At 43.3% G+C, this 22,634-nt stretch carries 7 protein-coding genes; all 7 read left to right on the top strand.

All coding sequences use genetic code 11. From position 1 onward, the window contains the following. Window positions 1-96: 96 nt before the first annotated feature. The 7 genes from QUA13_RS06120 to QUA13_RS06090 all read left to right on the top strand — a co-directional run bounded on the left by QUA13_RS06120 (window position 97) and on the right by QUA13_RS06090 (window position 22,543). Entirely contained in the window at window positions 97-1,302 is a 1,206-nt protein-coding gene (locus tag QUA13_RS06120) for an urease accessory protein UreH domain-containing protein (RefSeq protein ID WP_333197421.1), read from the top strand. Then, complete coding sequence (locus QUA13_RS06115; protein ID WP_333197419.1) at window positions 1,277-1,750, top strand: hypothetical protein; 474 nt, start codon at window positions 1,277-1,279, stop codon at window positions 1,748-1,750. Before QUA13_RS06120 ends, QUA13_RS06115 begins: the two co-directional genes overlap by 26 nt. A 390-nt stretch (window positions 1,751-2,140) precedes the next feature. Next, on the top strand, window positions 2,141-3,583 hold the full coding sequence (locus QUA13_RS06110) for a cytochrome ubiquinol oxidase subunit I (RefSeq protein WP_333197416.1): 1,443 nt from the start codon (window positions 2,141-2,143) through the stop codon (window positions 3,581-3,583). Window positions 3,584-3,591: 8 nt separating this feature from the next. Then, window positions 3,592-4,605, top strand: coding sequence for a cytochrome d ubiquinol oxidase subunit II (gene cydB / locus QUA13_RS06105; RefSeq protein WP_333197414.1), 1,014 nt, complete (start codon window positions 3,592-3,594; stop codon window positions 4,603-4,605). Between the two features lie 481 nt (window positions 4,606-5,086). After that, window positions 5,087-10,486: an AAA family ATPase gene (locus QUA13_RS06100; protein WP_333197413.1), complete on the top strand. Its 5,400-nt coding sequence runs from the start codon at window positions 5,087-5,089 to the stop codon at window positions 10,484-10,486. A gap of 195 nt (window positions 10,487-10,681) precedes the next feature. Then, on the top strand, window positions 10,682-16,072 hold the full coding sequence (locus QUA13_RS06095) for an AAA family ATPase (RefSeq protein ID WP_333197410.1): 5,391 nt from the start codon (window positions 10,682-10,684) through the stop codon (window positions 16,070-16,072). Window positions 16,073-16,267: 195 nt separating this feature from the next. Beyond that, window positions 16,268-22,543: an AAA family ATPase gene (locus QUA13_RS06090; protein ID WP_333197409.1), complete on the top strand. Its 6,276-nt coding sequence runs from the start codon at window positions 16,268-16,270 to the stop codon at window positions 22,541-22,543. The last annotated feature ends 91 nt before the right edge of the window (window positions 22,544-22,634 follow it).

The raw sequence follows: 22,634 nt of genomic DNA, 5'->3' as shown, positions 1-22,634 counted from the left end.
AGATAAATATTTGTACAAAGTTAAGAAAAAAGCGGGCAATAGCCAAAGAAAATCTTATCAATATCTTGATGAAATTATTTGGGAAAAACCAGCAAAATGCTAGACCTGCTGCTAATTAGCGCTTTGGGATTTCTCGGCAGTTTCGGTCACTGCGCGGGGATGTGCGGCCCGCTGACAATGGCGTTTTCGCTCTCTAGTGCCGGCAAGGATAAATTAGCTACTTTGCGCTTTCACCTACTGCTGAATTTGGGGAGAATTGCTGCTTACGCTTTCGTTGGTGCTGGAATTGGCGGACTGGGTTCGGTGTTAATTGCAGGCGGACTGTTGGCAGGTACGGGTAGCGAATTGCGGCGGGCGATCGCACTTCTGACGGGCACGATGCTGGTTTGGTTCGGAGTAGTGCAAATTCAACCGAACTTGCTGCCGCGATTGCCGCTGCTGCACCCAATGTCGCACGATCGAGTCGGACAAGCAATGAGCAAGCTTTCGGCACAAAAAAACTGGTGGGTGCCGATTGCTTTGGGTTTGCTTTGGGGTTTGATTCCCTGCGGTTTCCTCTACGCGGCGCAGATTAAGGCGACGGAAACGGGAAACCCGGTTTTGGGTGCGGCGACGATGCTGGCCTTCGGACTCGGCACGCTGCCAACTATGCTGGGAGTGGGTTTTTTTGCTGGCAGATTGAGCGCTAACAGGCGGAGTCAACTGTTTCGTGCGGGTGGTTGGGTGACGGTGGCGATCGGGATTCTTACCTTGCTGCGAACCGATGAAATGGTAGATTTTACGGGCCACGCAGCGCTGCTGTGCTTGATGCTAGCGCTGTTGGCGCGTCCGGTTAGCAAGTTTTTGCCGCAACTGCTGCGCTACCGCCGCGCCTTGGGTGTGGGCGCGTTTGTCCTAGCAGTCGCCCACACGTTTCATATGCTGGATCATACGCTGCGATGGAATTTTGATGCTGTGTATTTCATGTTGCCGCAGCATCAGTTGGGAATGGCGGCTGGGATGCTGTCCCTGCTGTTGATTTTGCCGGCGGCAGTTACAAGTGTCGATCGCATTCAAAATTTTTTAGGCAAGCTGTGGCGAATGCTTCACCTGTTAAGCGTTCCAGCTTTCTTGCTGTGCGCTGTACACGCGGCACTCATCGGTTCCCACTATCTCGGTGGCTTTGAATCTACGGCGGTTAATAACTTGCGGGCGCTGCTTTTGGGAATAATTGCCCTGGGCGTCTTGCTAGTGCGATCGCGTTTGTTTTGGTCTGTTTTATCACTGGAGAAGTTCTATGTTTCGCCTGTCAAACACAAGTAAAAGTTTGGGATTGTTAGTTTTTTTGGGATTGCTAATTGAAGCAGCAATTCCCAATCCGGCGCAGTTAAACTCGATTTCAGTTTTGGCACACGAAGTCGAAGTATCGGGAGATGTAGCCGCTACTTTTCACCTAGAACCAAACCACAACCCCCGCGCCGGACAGCCTGCGAGAGTCTGGTTTGCGCTAACTCGCAGGGGCGGTCAAATTATCCCACTAGAGCAGTGTAATTGCAAATTAGCGGTTTATCCGAAAGAGCGCAAAGAAGGGGATAAGCCACTGATGCAGCCGTCTTTAAAAGCCGTATCTGCGGAGAAATATCAAGGAATGCCAGGAGCAGATATCGTATTTCCGAAGGTTGGCATTTACGAACTTGAATTGACCGGAACAGCCAAAAATAAAGCTACTTTTAAACCGTTTAAACTTAGTTACAGTGTCACGGTTAGGTAATACCATTTTAGATTTTATATCTTAATGACTGATCGAGAGATTTTCTGTTAATTAATTGCAGAGACTACAAAGGACACGAAAGAAGAGGAAGATTGAGAGCAAGTTTTTTATTTTAAGTTGATTTTGGCACAAAGTCGATATTTTCGTATAATTACTATTATAGCCAGCGCCACGACGGTTATGACGTGCTTAATAGCTGAAACCCTCCATTTAATTGCCCTTTCTCTCGGAATTCTTTCCTCTTCCTCCTTACTTCAAATAGCAAATCTTAATTTTTAATAAAGATAATTGCGTTAATTCTGCACTAAGTAAATTTGTGAGTTACATTATCAATGTCAATTCTGGAATTTTTGCAAGCTAACCTCTCTTGAACTGACAAAGGATATAACAATGGATATCTTATCTAACACCGTGGCGCTATCGCGGATGCAATTTGCGCTAACCGCCATATTCCATATGCTGTGGCCAGTTCTGACTACGGGAATGGGGATTTATCTGGTAATTGTTGAAGGAATGTGGCTGAAAACTCGCAATCCCGACTACTACCATCACGCTCGTTTTTGGTCTAAACTTTACGTCCTTAACTTCGGAATAGGAGTAGCTTCTGGAATTCCAATGGAATTTCAATTCGGCACAAATTGGGCACCATTTTCTGAAGCTGTTGGTGACTTTTTTGGCAGCATTTTAGGCTTTGAAGCTTCAATGGCATTTATGTTAGAAGCCGGCTTTTTAGGAATTATGCTGTTTGGTTGGGAGCGCGTTCACCCGATAGTCCATTATTTCGCTACAATCATGGTAGCCTTCGGCGCTAACCTATCAACCGTATGGATTTTAGTCGCTAACTCTTGGCTGCAAACTCCTGCGGGCGGAGAAATGGTCAATGGCAAGTTTATTGTCAGCGATTACTTTCAAGCAATTATGAACCCGTTCGCATTAAACAGCATTCTCCATATGTTTTTTGCGACGTTAGAAACTTCGCTGTTTGTCATTGGGGGAATTAGCGCTTGGTACATTCTTAATAAGCGCAACCAAGCCTTTTTTTCCAAATCTTTAAAAATTGCCATAGCGACAGCAATCGCCGTTGCACCTTTGCAGATATACATCGGACATTTGAGCGCCGAACAAGTTTATCACTATCAACCCACTAAATTAGCAGCAATCGAAGCTAAGTGGGAAACTTCACCAGCGGGACAGTCAGCAGATTGGACTTTGCTAGCTTTGCCTAATGAAAAAGCCCAAAAAAATGACTGGGAAATTAGCGTGCCCAATGGCTTAGGATACGTTCTGGAATTCAAACAAAAACTCTCCGAACCCGTACTCGGATTGAAGGAATGGAAGCCAGAAGATAGACCCCGGATGGTGGGTTTAATTTACTATTGTTTTCGCATCATGTCCGGGATTGGATTCTTCTTTTTAGGACTGATGCTGTTCAGTATAATTCAGTGGCTGCGGGGCAAACTTGCTGCTGAAAATATTAGCAGTCAACCTTGGCTGATGCGCGCTTGGGTATTAGCTGCTCCCCTGGGATATATTGCTGTAGAATCGGGTTGGATTGTCCGCTGTGTCGGCAGACAACCTTGGGCTTTATACGGGCAAATTCGCACTGCTGACGCGGTGTCAAACATCCCCGCCAGCAATGTTTTAACTTCTCTCAGTTTCTTTGCCGTTATTTACAGCTTTTTGTTTGTTTGTGCCTTGTATTTTGGCAGCCGAATTATCCGCCAAGGGCCTAATTTAACTCTGCCAGTACCGGGATTAGACAATGAACCCGCAATCGAAAGTCAACCCGGAGAACACATTCCCGATCAACGTCCCGTAGAAGCACAACAATAGGAGATTGTATGCAAGCTTTGGAGCATTTTCTCCCGCAAGTTTGGTTTGTAATTTTGGCTTTGTTCCTATTGCTATACGTCATGCTAGACGGTTTTGACTTGGGAGTCGGAATCTTGTCTCTGACTGCTGACGACGAGGAACGCAGGGGCATTTTAATGACGAGTTTGGGCAACGTTTGGGATGCGAACGAAACGTGGCTGGTTTTAATGGGAGGCGCTTTATTTGGCGCATTTCCCCTCGCTTACGGCACGATTTTGACAGCGCTGTACATACCGATTTGCATGATGCTTTTTGGTTTGATATTTCGGGCTGTAGCGTTTGAGTTTCGCGAGCATTCTAACCGGAAAAAATTCTGGAATTACGCTTTTGGTGCTGGCAGTTTCTTAGCATCTTTAGCTCAAGGATTTGCCCTCGGTGCGGTGCTCGAAGGCATTGCGGTTGACGAAGCGGGTCACTTTGTGGGGACTACTTGGGACTGGCTGGATTGGCGATCGATCTTGGTTGCTTTGACGCTGATTCAAGGCTATGTTTTGATCGGTTCAACCTATCTAATTATGAAAACGGAGGGCGAACTGCAAACAAATCACTATCGCACGGCTAAAATTGCGGCGGTGACAACTTTAATCGGAGCGATTTTAATTACGATCGCCACTCCGATTTTTTACGAAAGTGCTAGATCCAGGTTGTTCGAGAAACCGCTAGTTTATGTCTTTGCCACGATTCCTTTGCTGGGAGTGCTGTTGGTAGGACTGCTGCTGAAAAGTCTCGCAAGCAAAGAAGAACGAACGCCGTTTATCTGGACGATTCTAATTTTTTTGCTTACTTTCATCGGCTTGGGATTGATTGTTTTTCCCTACATTATTCCTTCGCAAATCACAATTTACCAAGCCGCAGCTTCGCCCAGCGCCCTGGTATTTATGATTGTGTTTATGGGCGTTCTGCTCCCGATTATGATTTTTTACAACATCTACAATTATGTTGTTTTTCGGGGTAAGGTTGTCGGCGGCCACTACGGGAAATAAAGCATAATCACACCGCATATGTAAGCAAATATACGCAGATTGTATCAACTCAATATCAGGTTCGATCTGCGTATATTTGCGGTTAAAAGATACAAATAATTGTTTTATAATACCATCACCACATTAGGCAACCATACTATACATAGCGCAAATAGTGCAGAGTAGGGAAAGGAACTCGTTTAGGATTAGCGATCGCACGTCATGCGATTTGAAATTGGAAATTTGAGATTTCTCGCACGGATGAGTCCGGGAATTTTCATCACGATGCGGAGCTTTTTTCAAAGATACACGGATGAATCCGGGGGCGCCGTATCAAGTTGCTTTCTGTCAAATAATAGTTGAGAAACATGGGAAAAAATTACAGTTAATTCTGTCCCTAGCGAGGGTGCAGAGTTTGCGATCGCTATCTTTGTCAAATAATAAAATACAATGGAATAGAAGGTCTTAATTGAACTGTTTTATAATAAAGGGTCAACAAGTTATGGATGCGGTCGCCAATTTGTCAGGTTATGAGATTACAGAGCAACTTTATGCAGGTACACGTACCCTAGTCTATCGAGGCATCCGTACCCGTGACAAATACCCAGTCGTCATCAAACTGCTGCGAAACGAATACCCCACCTTCAACGAGCTCGTCCAGTTTCGCAACCAATATACCATTGCCAAAAATCTCGACTTCCCTCACATCGTCAAAGCCCTGACGCTGGAAGTATACCGCAATAGCTATGCCCTAGTAATGGAGGACTTTGGCGGAGTCTCCCTATCTACTTATATAAAAACAGCAACAAATGAAACCCAACCATCTCAAGCTTTACCTTTAGCAGAATTTCTCCAACTTGCCATACAACTAACAGATATTATCCACTATCTATACCAAAAGCGAGTCATTCACAAAGATATTAAACCCGCTAATATTCTCATTAATCCAGACACCAAACAAATTCAACTAATTGACTTTAGTATTGCATCTCTCCTACCACGCGAAACCCAAGAAATACAGAATCCCAATATCTTAGAAGGAACATTATCCTATCTCTCTCCCGAACAAACAGGACGGATGAATCGAGGCATTGACTATCGCAGTGATTTTTATTCCCTGGGTGTGACCTTTTATGAATTGTTGACAGGAAAGTTGCCATTTATCTCGGATGATCCGATGAAATTGGTACATTGTCATCTCGCCACAAAGTCGAAACCGATCCATCAAATAAATCCAGAAGTTCCCCTAATCTTATCGAAAATTGTCAGTAAGCTGATGGCGAAAAATGCCGAACACCGCTATCAAAGTGCATTAGGACTCAAGCACGATTTAGAAAATTGTTTATTTCAGTTACAAAAAACAGCCAAAATAGAAGATTTTGAACTCGGAAAGCGAGATATTAGCGATCGCTTTACTATCCCCGAAAAGCTTTACGGTAGAGAAAAAGAAGTTGCTCAACTATTAGCTGCCTTTGAGCGAGTCAGCCGGGGAACAACGGAAATGATGCTAGTAGCAGGTTTTTCGGGAATTGGGAAAACCGCCGTTGTCAATGAAGTTCATAAACCCATTGTCCGTCAGCGCGGTTATTTTATCAAAGGCAAATACGATCAATTTCAACGCAACATTCCCTTCAGTGCCTTTGTGCAAGCCTTCCGCGACTTAATGGGTCAATTGCTATCAGAATCGGATACCCAACTGCAAACCTGGAAAACCCAGATTTTAGCAGCATTGGGAGACAACGGACAAGTCTTGATTGACGTGATTCCTGAGTTAGAAGGCATAATTGGCGCTCAACTTCCTGCAACTGAATTGTCAGGAAGCGCCGCCCAAAATCGCTTTAATCTGCTCATGCAGAAATTTATGCAAGTTTTTACAAGCAAAGAACATCCTTTAGTGATGTTTTTAGATGACTTGCAATGGGCGGATTCAGCCTCCCTAAATTTGCTACAATTATTGATGAGGGATACAGGATATTTATTAGTATTGGGGGCCTATCGAGATAATGAAGTGTCGCCCGTGCATCCATTTATCTTAACAGTGGATGAGATAGTTAAAACTGGGGCAACAGTTAATACGATTACTTTGCAACCGTTAAGCGAACCAGATATGAATTTGTTGGTGGCGGATACGCTGAATTGCGAATCATCCCTGGCCCAACCTTTGACAAAATTAGTGTATCAAAAAACTCAGGGAAATCCTTTCTTTGCCACTCAGTTTCTCAAGGCATTACATGACGATAGGCTCATTAGTTTTAATTGGAATATTCGGCATTGGCAGTGCGATATTGCCCAAGTACAAACCTTGGCTATCACTGATGATGTCGTTGAATTCATGGCATTGCAATTGCAGAAGTTGCCCAGAGAAACTCAGGATTTTCTCACATTAGCTGCTTGTATAGGAGCGCAGTTTGATTTGAATACGTTAGTAATTGTCAGTGAGAAATCTGCTGGAATGACGGCTACCGCTTTATGGAAAGCATTGCAGGAAGGTTTGGTGATTCCCACGACAAAAATCTATAAGTTCTTTACGGAATCGGATAGTGATGAAGTTTTCAAGGCTTCAGCTAACCCAACTTATCGATTTTTACACGATCGCGTCCAGCAAGCTGCATATTCGCTAATTCCCGATTCACAGAAAAAAGCAACGCATCTCAAAGTCGGACAATTACTTCAGCAAAATTGCTCAGCAATAGAGCAAGAGGAAAAACTGTTTGATATTGTTGGGCATTTGAATTTGGGAATTGAGTTAATCACCCAACCGATCGAACGGGAAGCATTAGCTCAACTAAACTTAGCAGCCGGACGCAAGGCAAGAAGTTCTACCGCATACAGTGCGGCAAGAGTTTATCTGCAAACGGGGATGGGGCTACTACAGGTAAATTGTTGGCAAAATCAGTATGAATTGACTCTGAACCTCTATGTTGCAGCCGCCGAAGCTGCCTATTTGAATGGTGACTTTGACGGAATGGAGGAGATTGCAGGACTGGTATTGCAAAAAGCTCAGTCGATTTTAGACAAAGTTAAAATTTACGAAATTCAGATTGCCGCACAGATAGCTCAGAGCAAGGCATTAGCAGCCATTGCAGTAGCCACAGATGCACTCGGACAATTAGGGGTTGAACTGCCCACCGAAGCTGACGAAGCATTAATTGGCAAAGCGCTACAAACCCTAGCCACCCAACTTGAGGGCAAACCGATTGAAGAACTAGCCGAGTTGCCGGTGATGACCGATGCCAAGGCGACTGCTGCCATGCAACTGTTAGCAATATTATTTGCACCCATTATCCAGGGAAGACCAGGTTTACTGCCCCTACTGAGTTCCACGATGGTGAGTTTATCGCTCTCCTGTGGAAATACACCCGCATCAATTGTGGGATATGCGATTCACGGCATGGTGCTGTGTGCCTTTTTGGGAGAGGTTGAAACAGGCTACGCTTTGGGTAAATTGGCATTCTCATTGATTGAGCGCTTCAATGTGAGGGAATTCAAGTGCATAATTCTGGCTATGTTTGGGTTCTATATTCAGCATCACAAGGAAGCTCTGAGGGCAACGATACCGACGCTGAAAGATGGCTATCTAGCAGGCATGGAAACTGGTGATTTTGTCCACGCTGGCTACAGCATAATCAATCACTTTTACGCCAACTTTTTCAGTGGAGTAGAACTAGACACTTTAGAAACCGAAATAGCAGCTTATAGCGCAGTCATGGTGCAGGCAAAGCAAAATTCTGCCCGAGTTTATTTAGGCATGATGCTGCAGATAGTGCGGAACTTGAGGGAAACTGTAAGTCAACCGAATTGTTTAATCGGCGATACCTACGATGAAACCGTGATGCTTCCTAAGCATCATCAGGACAACGAACTTTCATTGAGCGCTTTTGCTTACATCTACAAACTGCTCCTTGCCTACTTGTTTGGCAATTATCCGGCGGCCCTAGACCACATTGCGCAAGCCGAACAGTATTTTATGGCAGTATCGGGAGTGATTGTTGTTCCCATTTTCCATTTCTATGTAGCTCTGACGCACCTGGCGCTCTTCCCCACACAGTCAGAAATTGAACAAGCTGATATTCTTAGTCAGGTGGAAATTCATCAAACCACTCTGCAACAGTGGGCGCAAAATGCTCCCATGAATCATTTGCATAAGTGGTATTTGGTTGAAGCAGAAAAGCATCGAGTTTTGGGTAATAAAGCTGAGGCGATTGAACACTATGACCGGGCTATATCCCTCGCTAAAGAAAATCAATTTCTTAACGAAGAAGCATTAGCTAATGAACTGGCAGCAAAATTTTATCTAGAGTGGGGTCAAGAAAAATTTGCCAAAATTTATGCACTGGAGGCTTACTATGCCTACAGTCGTTGGGGAGCCAAAGCTAAAGCTATTGATTTAGAACAACGTTATCCTCAATTCCTGCTTCCCATTCTTCAACAAGCTAGCTCCTATGCTTCCTTCAAGGAAACTCTTACGTGGGGAACGATTACTCCTACTCACTCTTCTAGCAGCAACTCTGAATTTCTAGATTTGCCTACTCTGATCCAAGCCTCTCAAGCCATTTCTGGGGAGATTGAACTAGATAAACTCCTGACTACTCTCCTAAAAATAGTGATTACAAATGCTGGGGCAAGCCGGTGTGTGTTATTGCTTAAACAAGATATTGAGTTACAGGTAGTAGCCCTTGTCGTAGAGGGGCAGGAACCGCAACTATTACCGTCAATACCGCTAGAATCAAGTCAGGATGTAGCGATTAGTTTGGTCAATACTGTCAAGCGGAGTTTGAAACCGCTGGTATATGCCGATGCGAGAGTAAATCCTCAGTTTGCTGGAGATAGTTACATTGAACAGCACCAGCCTAAAAGCGTTCTGTGTAGTCCAATCCTTAATCAAGGCAAGTTGATTGGAATTTTATATCTGGAAAATAACCTGACGGTTGGGGCATTTACGAGCGATCGGGTTGAAGTGCTGAATCTTATTTGCTCTCAAGCCGCCATTTCCTTAGAGAATGCCCGTTTGTATCAAGAATCTCAACAAGCATTTACAGATCTCAAACAAGCTCAAATAAAAATAGTTCAAAGCGAAAAAATGTCGGCATTGGGGAATTTAATAGCTGGTGTCGCCCACGAAATTAATAACCCGGTTAGCTTCCTTGCTGGCAACATTAGCCCAGCCTTAGACTACATTAATGATTTGTTTGGATTGCTCGATTTGTATCAGCAAGAATATCCTAATTGCAGTGCGGCAATTAAAGAGGAAATTGAAGCGATCGACCTCGATTATATCCGGGAAGACTTACCAAAGTTAGTGGGTTCCATGCACGAAGGCGTGAAGCGAATCAAAGGCATTAGCACCAGTCTGCGCATCTTTTCCCGTGCCGATAGCGATCGCCCCGTCCCCTCCAATATCCACGAGGGCCTCGAAAGCACCTTGATGATCCTCAAACATCGCCTCAAAGCTTCGGACACACGCCCAGAGATTCAAGTCATCAAGAAATACGGTGATTTGCCGAAAGTAGAGTGCTATGCAGGTCAGCTAAATCAAGTTTTTATGAATCTGTTGAGTAATGCGATCGATGCTCTGGATGAATCAAATACTGGACGGAGCTTTGCAGAGATTAAAGCGGCTCCTAATAAAATTATTATCGAAACCAAATTATCGGGCGAGCCGCAACAAGTTGTGATTCGGATCGAAGACAATGGGGTTGGCATTAATGAGGCGGTGCGAGACAAGATTTTTGATGATTTATTTACGACGAAGGAAGTCGGTAAAGGGACGGGGTTGGGGTTAGCGATCGCACGGCAGATTGTTGTTGAGAAACACTCTGGTATTTTAGAAGTAAATTCAGCGTTAGGTCAAGGTGCAGAGTTTTTGATTACAATTCCCGTCAAGACAATAGAATCAAGATAGTTGTGATGCAGCAATAAATGACATCCTCCTGTGGTTCGTCCGCAGATCTCGTGCTGGGAAAGGTTGATATTAGAACAATATAGACCATTAGCCAATAAAGTTAAAAACATTAGTATCAATTGGGGATGTTTCCCGATCTGGTTGATAAACTATACCTTAGAGTTATAGTCGATCAATTTTTTTGAGGACTAAAAAATGGATGTCATCATTCCCCTAGCTGGGTATCGGCTCACAGAACAAATCTATGCAGGCTCTCGCACCCTCGTTTATCGGGGTGTTCGAGAGAGCGATCGCACTCCTGTCGTCATCAAACTACTACGAAACGAATACCCGAATTTCAACGAACTTGTCGGGTTTCGCAATCAGTACACCATTGCTAAAAATCTTAATTTTCCTAGCATTATCCACCCCTTGACTCTTGAAGTATACCACAATAGCTATGCCTTAGTCATGGAGGATTTTGGAGGAGTATCTCTATCTACTTATCTCAGGGTTGCTAACGCTCACAACCCTGCTCAATCTTTATCTTTAACAGAATTTCTCAATCTGGCTCTGCAACTCACAAACATTCTCCACTATCTTTACCAAAACCGAGTCATTCACAAAGATATCAAACCCGCCAATATTTTAATTAATCCCGAAACCAAACAAATTAAACTAATTGACTTTAGTATCGCATCCCTCCTACCGCGAGAAACCCAAGAAATAAAAAATCCCAATGTCTTAGAAGGAACATTAGCCTATCTTTCTCCCGAACAAACCGGACGGATGAATCGAGGCATTGACTATCGCAGTGACTTTTATTCCCTGGGTGTGACCTTTTATGAATTGTTGACAGGCTCGTTACCATTTGTCTCAGAAGATGCGATGGAATTAGTGCATTGTCATCTCGCTAAACAGGCGATACCCATCCATCAACTTCATCCAGAAATCCCCCTGGTTTTATCTGAAATTGTCAGTAAGTTGATGGCAAAAAATGCCGAAAACCGCTATCAAAGTGCATTAGGACTGAAATATGATTTAGAGAAATGTTTAACTCAAGTTCAAGAAACTGGTCAGATTGAATCTTTTGAACTGGGAGACGGAGATATCAGCGATCGCTTTACTATCCCCGAAAAACTCTACGGTAGAGAAAAAGAAGTTACTGAATTATTAGCTGCCTTTGAACGAGTCAGCCTGGGAACAACGGAAATGATGCTAGTGGCAGGTTTTTCGGGAATCGGTAAAACCGCCGTTGTCAATGAAGTTCATAAACCGATTGTCCGTCAGCGCGGTTATTTTATCAAAGGCAAATACGATCAATTTCAACGCAACATTCCCTTCAGTGCCTTTGTGCAAGCCTTCCGCGACTTAATGGGGCAATTGATCTCCGAATTGGATACCCAACTGCAAACATGGAAAACCCGGATTTTAGCAGCAGTGGGAGATAACGGACAAGTTTTGATTGAGGTAATTCCTGAATTGGAAAACATCATCGGTAAACAGCCGCCAGCAGCAGAACTATCAGGAAGTGCCGCCCAAAATCGCTTTAATATGCTGATGCAGAAATTTGTGCAAGTTTTTACAAGTAAAGAACATCCTTTAGTGATGTTTTTAGATGACTTGCAGTGGGCGGATTCAGCATCCCTGAAGTTGCTACAATTATTGATGGAAGATACGGGATATTTATTGGTATTAGGTGCTTATCGGGATAATGAAGTTTCCCCTGTGCATCCATTGATATTCACAGTGAATGAAATTGTCAAAACAGGGGCAAGGGTAAATAAAATTACTTTGCCACAGTTAAGCGAACCCGAGCTGAATCGGTTGGTAGCAGATACACTTAATTGCGAGTTACCTATTGCGGAACCTTTAACAAAATTAGTGGCTCAAAAAACCAAAGGTAATCCTTTCTTTGCTACCCAGTTTATCAAGGGATTGCATGACGATAAGCTGATTACTTTTGATTGGGATATCCGGCATTGGCAATGCGATATTGCTCAACTTAGAGCTTTAGCTATCACCGATGATGTTGTCGAATTCATGGCTATGCAATTGCAGAAGCTACCGACACAAACTCAGGAACTTCTCAAGTTAGCTGCTTGTATTGGGACACAGTTTGATATGAATACGCTGGCGATTGTCGGTGAAAAGTCGTCGGAAGAAACAGCAGCATTTCTCTGGAGAGCTTTACAAGAAGGTTTCATTCTTCCCACAACAGAAATTTATAAATTCTTCATTCAAACAGATTCCCTAACTGCCACCCAGTCGGCTGCAAACCAAACTTATAAATTCCTACACGATCGCGTCCAACAAGCCGCTTATTCCCTGATTCCCGACGAGCAAAAACAGATCGCTCACCTAAAAATAGGGCAACTGTTACTGACTCATACATCTGCTACTGAAAAAGAAGAAAAACTGTTTGAGATTGTTAACCAACTTAATATCGGCAAATCGCTGATCCTCTATCAAGCTGGGCAAATAGAACTTGCCAAACTCAACCTGAAAGCCGGACAAAAAGCCAGAGCTGCAACTGCCTATACAGCCGCGTTTGAGTATTGTACTACGGGCATCGCCTTGTTAGATGAGGAGCGGTGGCAAACCCAGTACGAGCTAACCTTAGCCCTATACGAAGCTGCTACTGAAACCGCTTATCTGAGCGGCAAATTCGCTCAGATGAAACAATTGGCAGCAATCATTACAGAACACTCTAAAAACCTGTTGGATACGATTAAGGTCTATGAAGTTCAAATTCAAGCTGCCCAAGCTCAACATCAATTTCTAGAGGCAGTGCAGATTGCCTTAAAGAGTGTGGAGCGTCTAGGAACCAGTCTTCCAGAGCAACCGAGTCAATTAGATATTGCAAAGGCATTCGAGGCGACGAAATCTATCCTGGCTGGAAGACAACCCCTGGATTTAATAACTCTGCCTCAGATGACAGATCCTAACAAGTTAGCAGCTTTACGGATTCTTAAATCTGTCTCTTCTTCTGCTTTTGTTGCAACTCCAGCGCTCTTACCGTTTATTGTCCTCGAACAGGTAAATTTGTCTGTTCAATATGGCAATGCCTCATTCTCTGCAAATGGGTATGCTTACTATGGACTGATACTTTGTGGGATAGCGGGAGAAATTGAATTCGGCTATCAGTGTGCAAAACTAGCACTTTTATTGCTAGAACATTTTAATGCCAAAGAAATGAAAGCCAGAGTCTATGTCGGAATTTACTGTAGCGTGTGGCATTGGAAAGAACCGCTCAAGAACAGCTTACCTTTTCTCCGGGAAGGCTACCAAGTGGGACTGGAAACAGGAGATTTAGAAGCAGCTATCATTTGCGGATTTATTTACATCTCATACTGTTGGTTTATGGGCAGAGAACTAAGCGATCTCAGTCGAGAGAGTGCTGCCTTCCGAACTCAGATCGCCCACCTCAAGCAAGAAGGAGTGACTAGCCATCTAACTGTGTTTCAGCAAGCAATTTTAAATATGATTGGCGATGCTGCTGAACCTTGGCAGCTTAGTGGAGATGCCTTCGATCGCGAGGAAATTGTGCCAGCCCTCGAGCGATCGGGCGATCGGACTGTGCTTTACTATTTCTATACCAGCGAACTGAGTCTGTGTTATCTGTTTGGCAAGTTTGAGTTGGCGGTGGAAGCGGCGATCGCAGCCGAAAAATATATAGGTGGCGCTACAGGTTTATTCATAGTTCCAATCTGCTACACCTATGATTCTTTAGCGCATCTGGCAATCTATTCTCAGGTTTCCGAGGCACAACAGCAACACATTCTTGAACGGGTAGCTAAAAACCAGGAAAAGATGAAAAAGTGGGCCGATCATGCTCCCGAAAATTACCTGCACAAATTTTATTTAGTTGAAGCCGAGCGCTACCGAGTTTTAGGGCACAAATCAGAGGCATTAGAATTCTACGATCGCGCCATCTCCCTTGCTAAAGAGCATCAATTCCTCAACGAAGAAGCACTAGCTAATGAACTGGCGGCGAAATTTTACCTAGAATGGGGTAAAGAAAAACTTGCCCAACTTTATGCGATCGAGGCTTACTATGCCTACACTCGTTGGGGAGCTAAGGCTAAAGTAGAATATCTGGAAAAATGTTATAGCCAACTCATCGCTCCTATCCTTCAGCAATCTCATCCCTCTACGTCCTTCCAGGGAACTATCAGCCACCAGGAAACTATTGCTTCTACGCGCTCTTCTAGTAGCATTTCTGAAGTTCTAGATTTGGCTAGTCTACTCAAAGCTTCTCAAACCCTTTCTGGGGAGATTGAACTCGATAAACTCTTAGCTACTCTCCTAAAAATAGCGATCGCCAATGCTGGAGCAAGTAAGTGTGTTTTGCTACTCAAACAAGATAGTAATTTACAGGTAACAGCCCTTGTAGAAGAGGAACAGGAAGCGCAGCTATTACCATCCATACCTCTAGAATTAAGTTTGGATGTAGCAATTAGTTTGGTGAATACTGTCAAGCGGAGTTTGGCACCTCTGGTACTGGCTGATGCTAGGGTAAATCCTCAGTTTGCAGGCGATCCCTATATTGAGCAGCACCAGCCTAAAAGTATTCTTTGTAGTCCAATTCTTAGCCAAGGTAAGTTAATTGGAATTTTATATCTGGAAAATAACGTGACGGTTGGAGCATTCACGAGCGATCGGGTTGAGGTTCTGAATTTGCTCTGCTCTCAAGCCGCCATTTCCATAGAAAATGCCCGTTTGTATCAAGAATCTCAACAAGCGTTTACAGAGCTCAAACAAGCTCAAATAAAAATAGTTCAAAGCGAAAAAATGTCGGCATTGGGGAATTTAATAGCTGGTGTAGCCCACGAAATTAATAATCCAGTTGGTTTTCTGGTTGGTAATATTCAACCAGCCTTAGAGCATATCAAAGATTTGTTTGGATTGCTCGATTTGTATCAACAAAAATATCCCCAACTCGATCCAGAGATTCAAGAGGAAATCGAGGACATCGATCTGGACTACATCCGGGAAGATTTACCGAAATTAGTAGGTTCGATGCGGGAAGGCGTGAAGCGGATTCGGAATATTAGTACGAGTCTACGGACATTCTCCCGTGCCGATACTAACTATCCCGTAGCTTGCAATATTCACGATGGCATCGATAGCACCATTATGATCCTGAAACATCGCCTCAAGGCTAACGAAACTCGTCCAGAAATCAAAGTGATTAGGGAATACGGTAACTTACCACAAGTGGAGTGTTATGCCGGACAGTTGAATCAAGTATTTATGAATTTGTTAGCTAATGCGATCGATGCCCTGGATGAATCAAATCAAGGACGACCTTATGCAGGAATCGCCAATCAAATTACTATTAAAACCGAAAGTGATGGAAACAAAAATCAAGCGATTATTCGCATTAAAGATAACGGTGTGGGCATGAGTGAGGCAGTGCGAGACAAGATTTTTGAGGAGTTATTTACTACCAAAGGAGTAGGGAAAGGAACGGGATTGGGATTGGCGATCGCACGGCAGATTGTTGTTGAGAAACACTCTGGTATTTTAGAAGTAAATTCAGCGTTAGGTCAAGGTGCAGAGTTTTTGATTACAATTCCCGTCAAGACAATAGAATCAAGATAGTTGTGATGCAGCAATGAATGACATCCTCCTGTGGTTCGTCCGCAGATCTCGTGCTGCGAAAGGTTGATATTAGAACAATATAGACAATTAGCCAATAAAGTTAAAAACATTAGTATTAATTGAAGACATTTCCCGATCGGGTTGATAAACTATACCCTAGAGTTATAGTCGATAAATTTTTTTGAGGACTAAAAAATGAATGTCATCATTCCCCTAGCTGGGTATCAGCTCGCAGAACAAATCTATGCAGGCTCTCGCACCCTCGTTTATCGGGGTATTCGAGAGAGCGATCGCACTCCTGTCATCATCAAACTACTACGAAACGAATACCCGAATTTCAACGAACTCGTCGGGTTTCGCAATCAGTACACTATTGCCAAAAATCTTAACTTCCCCAGTATTGTTAAACCTCTGACTCTAGAAGTATACCAAAATAGCTATGCCTTAGTGATGGAGGACTTTGGAGGGATTTCCCTATCTAATTATCTCCATATCGCAACTGATAAAAACCAACCTGCTAAATCTTTATCTTTAACAGAATTTCTCAATCTGGCACTGCAACTAACAGACATTCTCCACTATCTCTACCAAAACCGAGTCATTCACAAAGATATTAAACCCGCTAATATTCTGATTAATCCCGACACTAAACAAATAAAACTAATTGACTTTAGTATTGCATCTCTCCTACCACGAGAAACTCAAGAAATTCAGAATCCCCAAATCCTTGAAGGGACATTAGCCTATCTCTCTCCCGAACAAACCGGACGAATGAATCGCGGTATTGACTATCGTAGCGACTTTTATGCCCTAGGTGTCACTTTTTATGAATTATTGACAGGACATTTACCATTTATCTCTGGTGACCCGATGGAACTGGTGCATTGTCATCTCGCCAAACAGTCAATACCGATACATCAAATCCATCCAAAAATCCCCATAGTTTTATCGCATATTGTCAGTAAATTGATGGCAAAAAATGCTGAAAACCGCTATCAAAGCGCATTAGGATTAAAACATGATTTAGAAATTTGTTTAGCTCACTTAGAAAAAACTGGTAATATTCAGACCTTTGATTTAGGACAGGAAGATATTACAGACCGATTTCTGATACCAGAAAAACTGTACGGTAGAGAAAAAGAAGTCGATCGTCTATTAGCTGCCTTTGAAAGAGTAGCTAACCCCCCTAAATCCCCCCTTGGTAAGGGGGGACTAAGGGGGGTAGAAATGATGCTAGTAGCAGGTTTTTCTGGAATTGGCAAAACCGCAGTCGTGAATGAAGTTCACAAGCCAATTGTCAGACAACGGGGCTATTTCATCAAAGGCAAATATGACCAGTTCCAGCGCAATATTCCATTCAGCGCATTTGTGCTAGCCTTCCGGGATTTAATGGGGCAATTAATATCAGAATCAGATGCTCAGTTACAAATATGGAAAAGCAAAGTTTTGACAGCAGTTGGCGACAACGGACAAGTCTTGATTGATGTAATTCCTGAGCTAGAACGCATCATTGGTAAACAGCAAATAGCACCAGAACTATCGGGAAGTGCGGCTCAAAATCGCTTCAATCTACTGATGCAGAAATTTGTGCAAGTATTTACGCAAGCCGAACATCCTTTAGTAATGTTTTTAGATGATTTGCAGTGGGCAGATTCGGCATCATTGAAATTGTTGCAACTGTTGATGGAAGATACGGGACATTTATTGGTTTTAGGTGCTTATCGGGATAATGAAGTGTCTCCTACTCATCCATTTATTTTGACGGTGGATGAGATTATTAAATCTGGGGCAACGGTGAATACAATTACCTTGGCTCCTTTGCAAAAAGATGACATTAATCAATTGATTTCAGATACTCTTAGTTGCGGCTCAGAGATTGCCAAACCTCTGAAAAAACTGGTGTATCAAAAAACTCAAGGTAATCCCTTTTTTGCTACGCAATTCCTGAAGGCTTTACATGACGATGGGCTGATTACTTTTGACCCCCCTGTGTCCCCCACCCCCCTTTCATCCCCCCTTACCAAGCAAGGGGGGTGGCAGTGCGATCTTGCTCAAGTGAAAGCCTTGGCAATTACTGATGATGTGGTAGAGTTTATGGCACTGCAATTGCAGAAAATGCCGTTTCCTACTCAGGAAATGCTTAAATTAGCCGCTTGTATTGGGTCGCAGTTTGATTTAGCTACTTTGGCAATCGTTAGTGAAAAGTCGGCAGAAGTTGCTGCTACTGCTTTATGGAAATCTTTGCAAGAAGGCTTGATTATTCCGACTACGGAAGCTTATAAGTTCTTTACTCAATCTGATAATGAGTCTGTTTCTAGTGCAGCGGCTAATCCGACTTATCGGTTTTTGCACGATCGCGTCCAGCAAGCTGCCTATTCTCTGATTCCGAACGAGCGCAAGCAAGCAACACATCTACATATCGGTCAACTACTTTTAAGAAATACTGTTTTGGCAGAGCGTGAGGAAATCTTATTCGAGATTGCCAATCAACTAAATCGCGGTCGCTACTTATTAAACGATCCAGAAGAACAGGAAAGATTGAGCCAATTAAACTTATTGGCAGGACGAAAAGCTAAAACTTCTACGGCATATACTGTTGCCTGTGAGTATATAACTACTGGCATGGAATTATTGAGAGAAGACTGTTGGAATATTCAATATGAATTATGCTTTGCGCTCCACAAAGAACGGGTTGAAGTTGAATATTTGAATGGCAATATTGAAGCATCACAAATCTGGATCGATCGCACTCTCGAACGGACAAGAACTGCCCTAGAAAAGGCTGAGATTTACAACTTGGCAATTATTCAATATACCCTACGAGCTGAGTATCCAGAAGCTATTGCTGCGGGGATTAAAGCTTTATCCTTGTTTGGTATTGATATTACCGATGAGGATTTTGAGGTGGTACGCGATCGCGAAATTGCGACTGCTCAAGCCATCTTAGAAAGCCGAGGGATTGCTTCTCTCAGTGATTTACCCATGATGACCGATCCTGAGAAAAAAATGGCTACAAAGTTAGCTATTGCTATGGGCCCGCCCACCTATCGATCGCATCAGCGTCTGTGGTCAGTCATTTGTGCCAAGGCTGTTAATTTGTGTTTGCAGTATGGTAATACGCCTGAAATAGGCTATATTTACCCAGCCTACGGTGGCTTACGTGGTTATGCTTTAAATAACTATCAAAATACAAGTGAGTTAATCAATTTAACGCTGCAATTAATGCCCAAGTTTAATAATAGTTCGGCTGAAAGTGTAGCCTATTTAATGATTGGTAGTTCTCTCCGTCATTGGTCTCACCCTCTTAAGGTAGCCAGCCAAGATTACCAAAATTCCTATCAAATTGGTTGGGAATCAAGCAATTTACAATATGCTGCTTATGCTTTTGGACACAATATGTACTGTCGTTTTTACCAGGGAGTAGAACTGAAGCAATTAGAGGCAGAAATTAATCAATCGCTGGCTTTTAGTCAACAGCAAAAAAATCAATGGTCTATCGATCTACTAACTGGTGGTCAAATGCTTGTAGCCAAGTTGAGAGGAACAAAAACTTGGTCGGAAACTATAGAAGATGAGTATCTCGAACGCTGCCGAAAACATAAAAACTGGCAAGTGATCTGTATTTATACTATTCTTAAAAGCCAAATTCTCTACCTCTGCAATTGCCCAGAGTCAGCTTTAGAATCTGCCGATAAAGCTGAAGCTGAGATTGTTAATGTTGCTCCCCAAGGCTTACTTCCCTATGCCAGACATCGCTTTATCTATGCTCTATTGTTATGCCAACGTTACGATCGAATACCACAGGCCAAACAATCCGATGTGTGGCAAAAGTTGATAGAGTATAAACAGCAATTAGCTGTTTGGGCGCAAAACTGCTCGGAGAATTTTAGCGCTGCCTCCGAGCTAATTTCAGCAGAAATGGCGCGTATTTCTGGAGATAAATTATCGGCAATTGAACTGTACGATCGCGCGATAGCAGCCGCCAGTCAAAACGCCTTGATACAAGAAGAAGCTCTCGCCAACGAACTAGCAGCTAAATTTTACTGGGAATGGAACAAAGAAAAAGTCGCTCAAGCCTACATGATTGAGGCCTATTACTGTTATGCCCGATGGGGAGCCCAAGCCAAAGTTACTGATTTAGAACAACGTTATCCTCAACTCCTCGATCCTCTCCTTCAGCCACCCCGATCTTCTACCTCTTTTAAGGAAACTCTTACCCTGGAAACGATGGCTTATAACCGCTCTTCTAGCACAGCCTCGGAAGTTCTAGATTTGGCAACTCTGCTCAAGGCATCTCAAGCGATTTCAGGGGAAATTGAACTCGATCGACTCTTGACTACTCTGTTACAAATAGTGATGACAAATGCTGGGGCTAGTAAGTGTGTCTTACTGCTAAAACAAGATATTGAGTTACAGGTAGCAGGCTTTGTGGAACAGGGACAAGAACCTGAGCTATTACCACCGATGCCGCTAGAATCAAGTCAGAATGTGGCGATCGCTTTGGTGAATACTGTTAAGCGGAGTTTGAAGCCTCTGGTACTGGTAGATGCTAGGTTATATACTGAGTTTTCTGGAGATAGTTACATTGAAAAACACCAACCTCAAAGTGTGCTTTGCAGTCCAATTCTCAATCAAGGTAAGTTGATTGGGATTTTATATTTGGAAAATAATCTGACAATTGGAGCCTTTACAAGCGATCGCGTTGAACTGCTCAATCTGCTCTGCTCCCAAGCAGCAATTTCCCTCGAAAATGCCCGCCTCTATCAACAGTCACAACAAGCTTTGACAGAACTCCGTGCCAGCGAAGCCCGCTTCCATAAGATGGCTGACAATATTCCAGGGATGGTCTTTCAATTCCAGTTGGCTGCCAATGGTGCTAAGTCAATGCCCTACGCCAGTTCTGGTTGCATCGATCTGTATGAAGCTGAGCCAGAAATGGTTATGGCAGGAATCATTAATGTCTTCGATGCAGTTTATGCCGACGATCTTGCTGATCTTGAACAAGCAATTACCAAATCTGCCCAAACCCTGACCCCATTTAATCATGAATGGCGCAGTGTCACCTCGTCCGGCACGATAAAATGGGTGCAAGCAATATCTCAACCAGAACGACGAGCCGATGAGTCAACTGTATGGGATGGTGTTGTCTTTGATGTGAGCGATCGTAAACGCAGCGAAGCGGAATATAAAGCTGCGGAAACAGCCCTGCAAATTTCCGAACAGAACCTCCGCACTATCTTCAACAGCGTCCGTAGTGCCATCATAATTCACGATCTGGATGGCAAGGTGCTGGATGTTAATAACCGACTGCTAGAAATGTTTGGTGTGGAGCGAGAGCAAGCACTGCAATGCTCGATCTTGGATCACTATTCTACACCGGATAATCCGTTCCATCTGGTAGAAGACTGGTGGAGAAGGGTCTTAGCTGGGGAAATAATTCAATTTGAGTGGAATGTCAGAAAAATTGATTCTAATACAGTCTTTGAGGTCGATGTCACGCTCAACCGCATCATCCTCGATGGCAAAGCAGTGATTCTTGGTAATGTGCTGGATATTAGCGATCGCAAACGCGCCGAAACTGAACGTCAACAAAAGTCAGAAGCTCTAGAAAAGACTCTACGAGAACTTCAACAAGCTCAAATCCAACTTATCCAAGGTGAAAAAATGTCAGCTTTGGGTAATTTAGTAGCTGGTGTCGCTCACGAAATCAACAACCCTGTCGGCTTCCTGACTGGGAATATTACCCCAGCCTTAGATTACATTAACGATTTGTTTGGGTTGCTCGATCTAGTGCAGCAAAAATATCCTCAACTACATCCAGCTATTCAAGAGGAAATCGAAACCATTGAACTTGACTACATCCGAGAAGACTTACCCAAGTTAGTAGGTTCGATGCGAGAAGGCGTGAAGCGAATTCAAGACATTAGTATTAGTCTGCGGACATTCTCGCGTGCGGATAGCGATCGCCCCGTGGCCTGTAATATTCACGAGGGCATTGATAGCACAATTATGATCCTTAAACATCGTCTGAAAGCCAACGACACTCGCCCCGAAATCCAAGTCATTAAGGACTATGGCAATATCCCAAAAATCGAATGCTATGCCGGACAATTAAATCAGGTATTTATGAATATCTTGGGGAATGCAATCGATGCTGTGAATGAGTTAAATATTGGACGTAATTATGCCGACATCAAAGCCAATCCCAATCAAATTATCGTCAAGACAGAATTATCTGGCGATAGACAACAGGTAGTAATTCGGATTAAAGACAATGGTATTGGCATGAGTGAAGCGGTGCGGGAGCAAGTTTTTGATAATTTATTTACTACTAAGAGTGTAGGGAAAGGCACGGGTTTGGGATTAGCGATCGCGCGTCAAATTGTAGTAGAAAAACATCACGGACAAATTAAAGTTGATTCTGTCCCTAGCGAGGGGACTGTGTTTTCGATCGCTATCCCTGTCATCTAAGGGAATAGAAGAGCATTGAATATTATATCAACACATTTGAAACACTACCAAATTAACGAGCATTATTGCAAAACATCAGGCTTGCTCACCT

This window comes from Microcoleus sp. S28C3 (genome assembly GCF_036700785.1).
Taxonomy (GTDB): domain Bacteria; phylum Cyanobacteriota; class Cyanobacteriia; order Cyanobacteriales; family Microcoleaceae; genus Microcoleus; species Microcoleus asticus.
The sequence above is the reverse complement of the archived record's forward strand: the minus strand, read 5'-3'. Positions and strand labels throughout refer to the sequence as shown.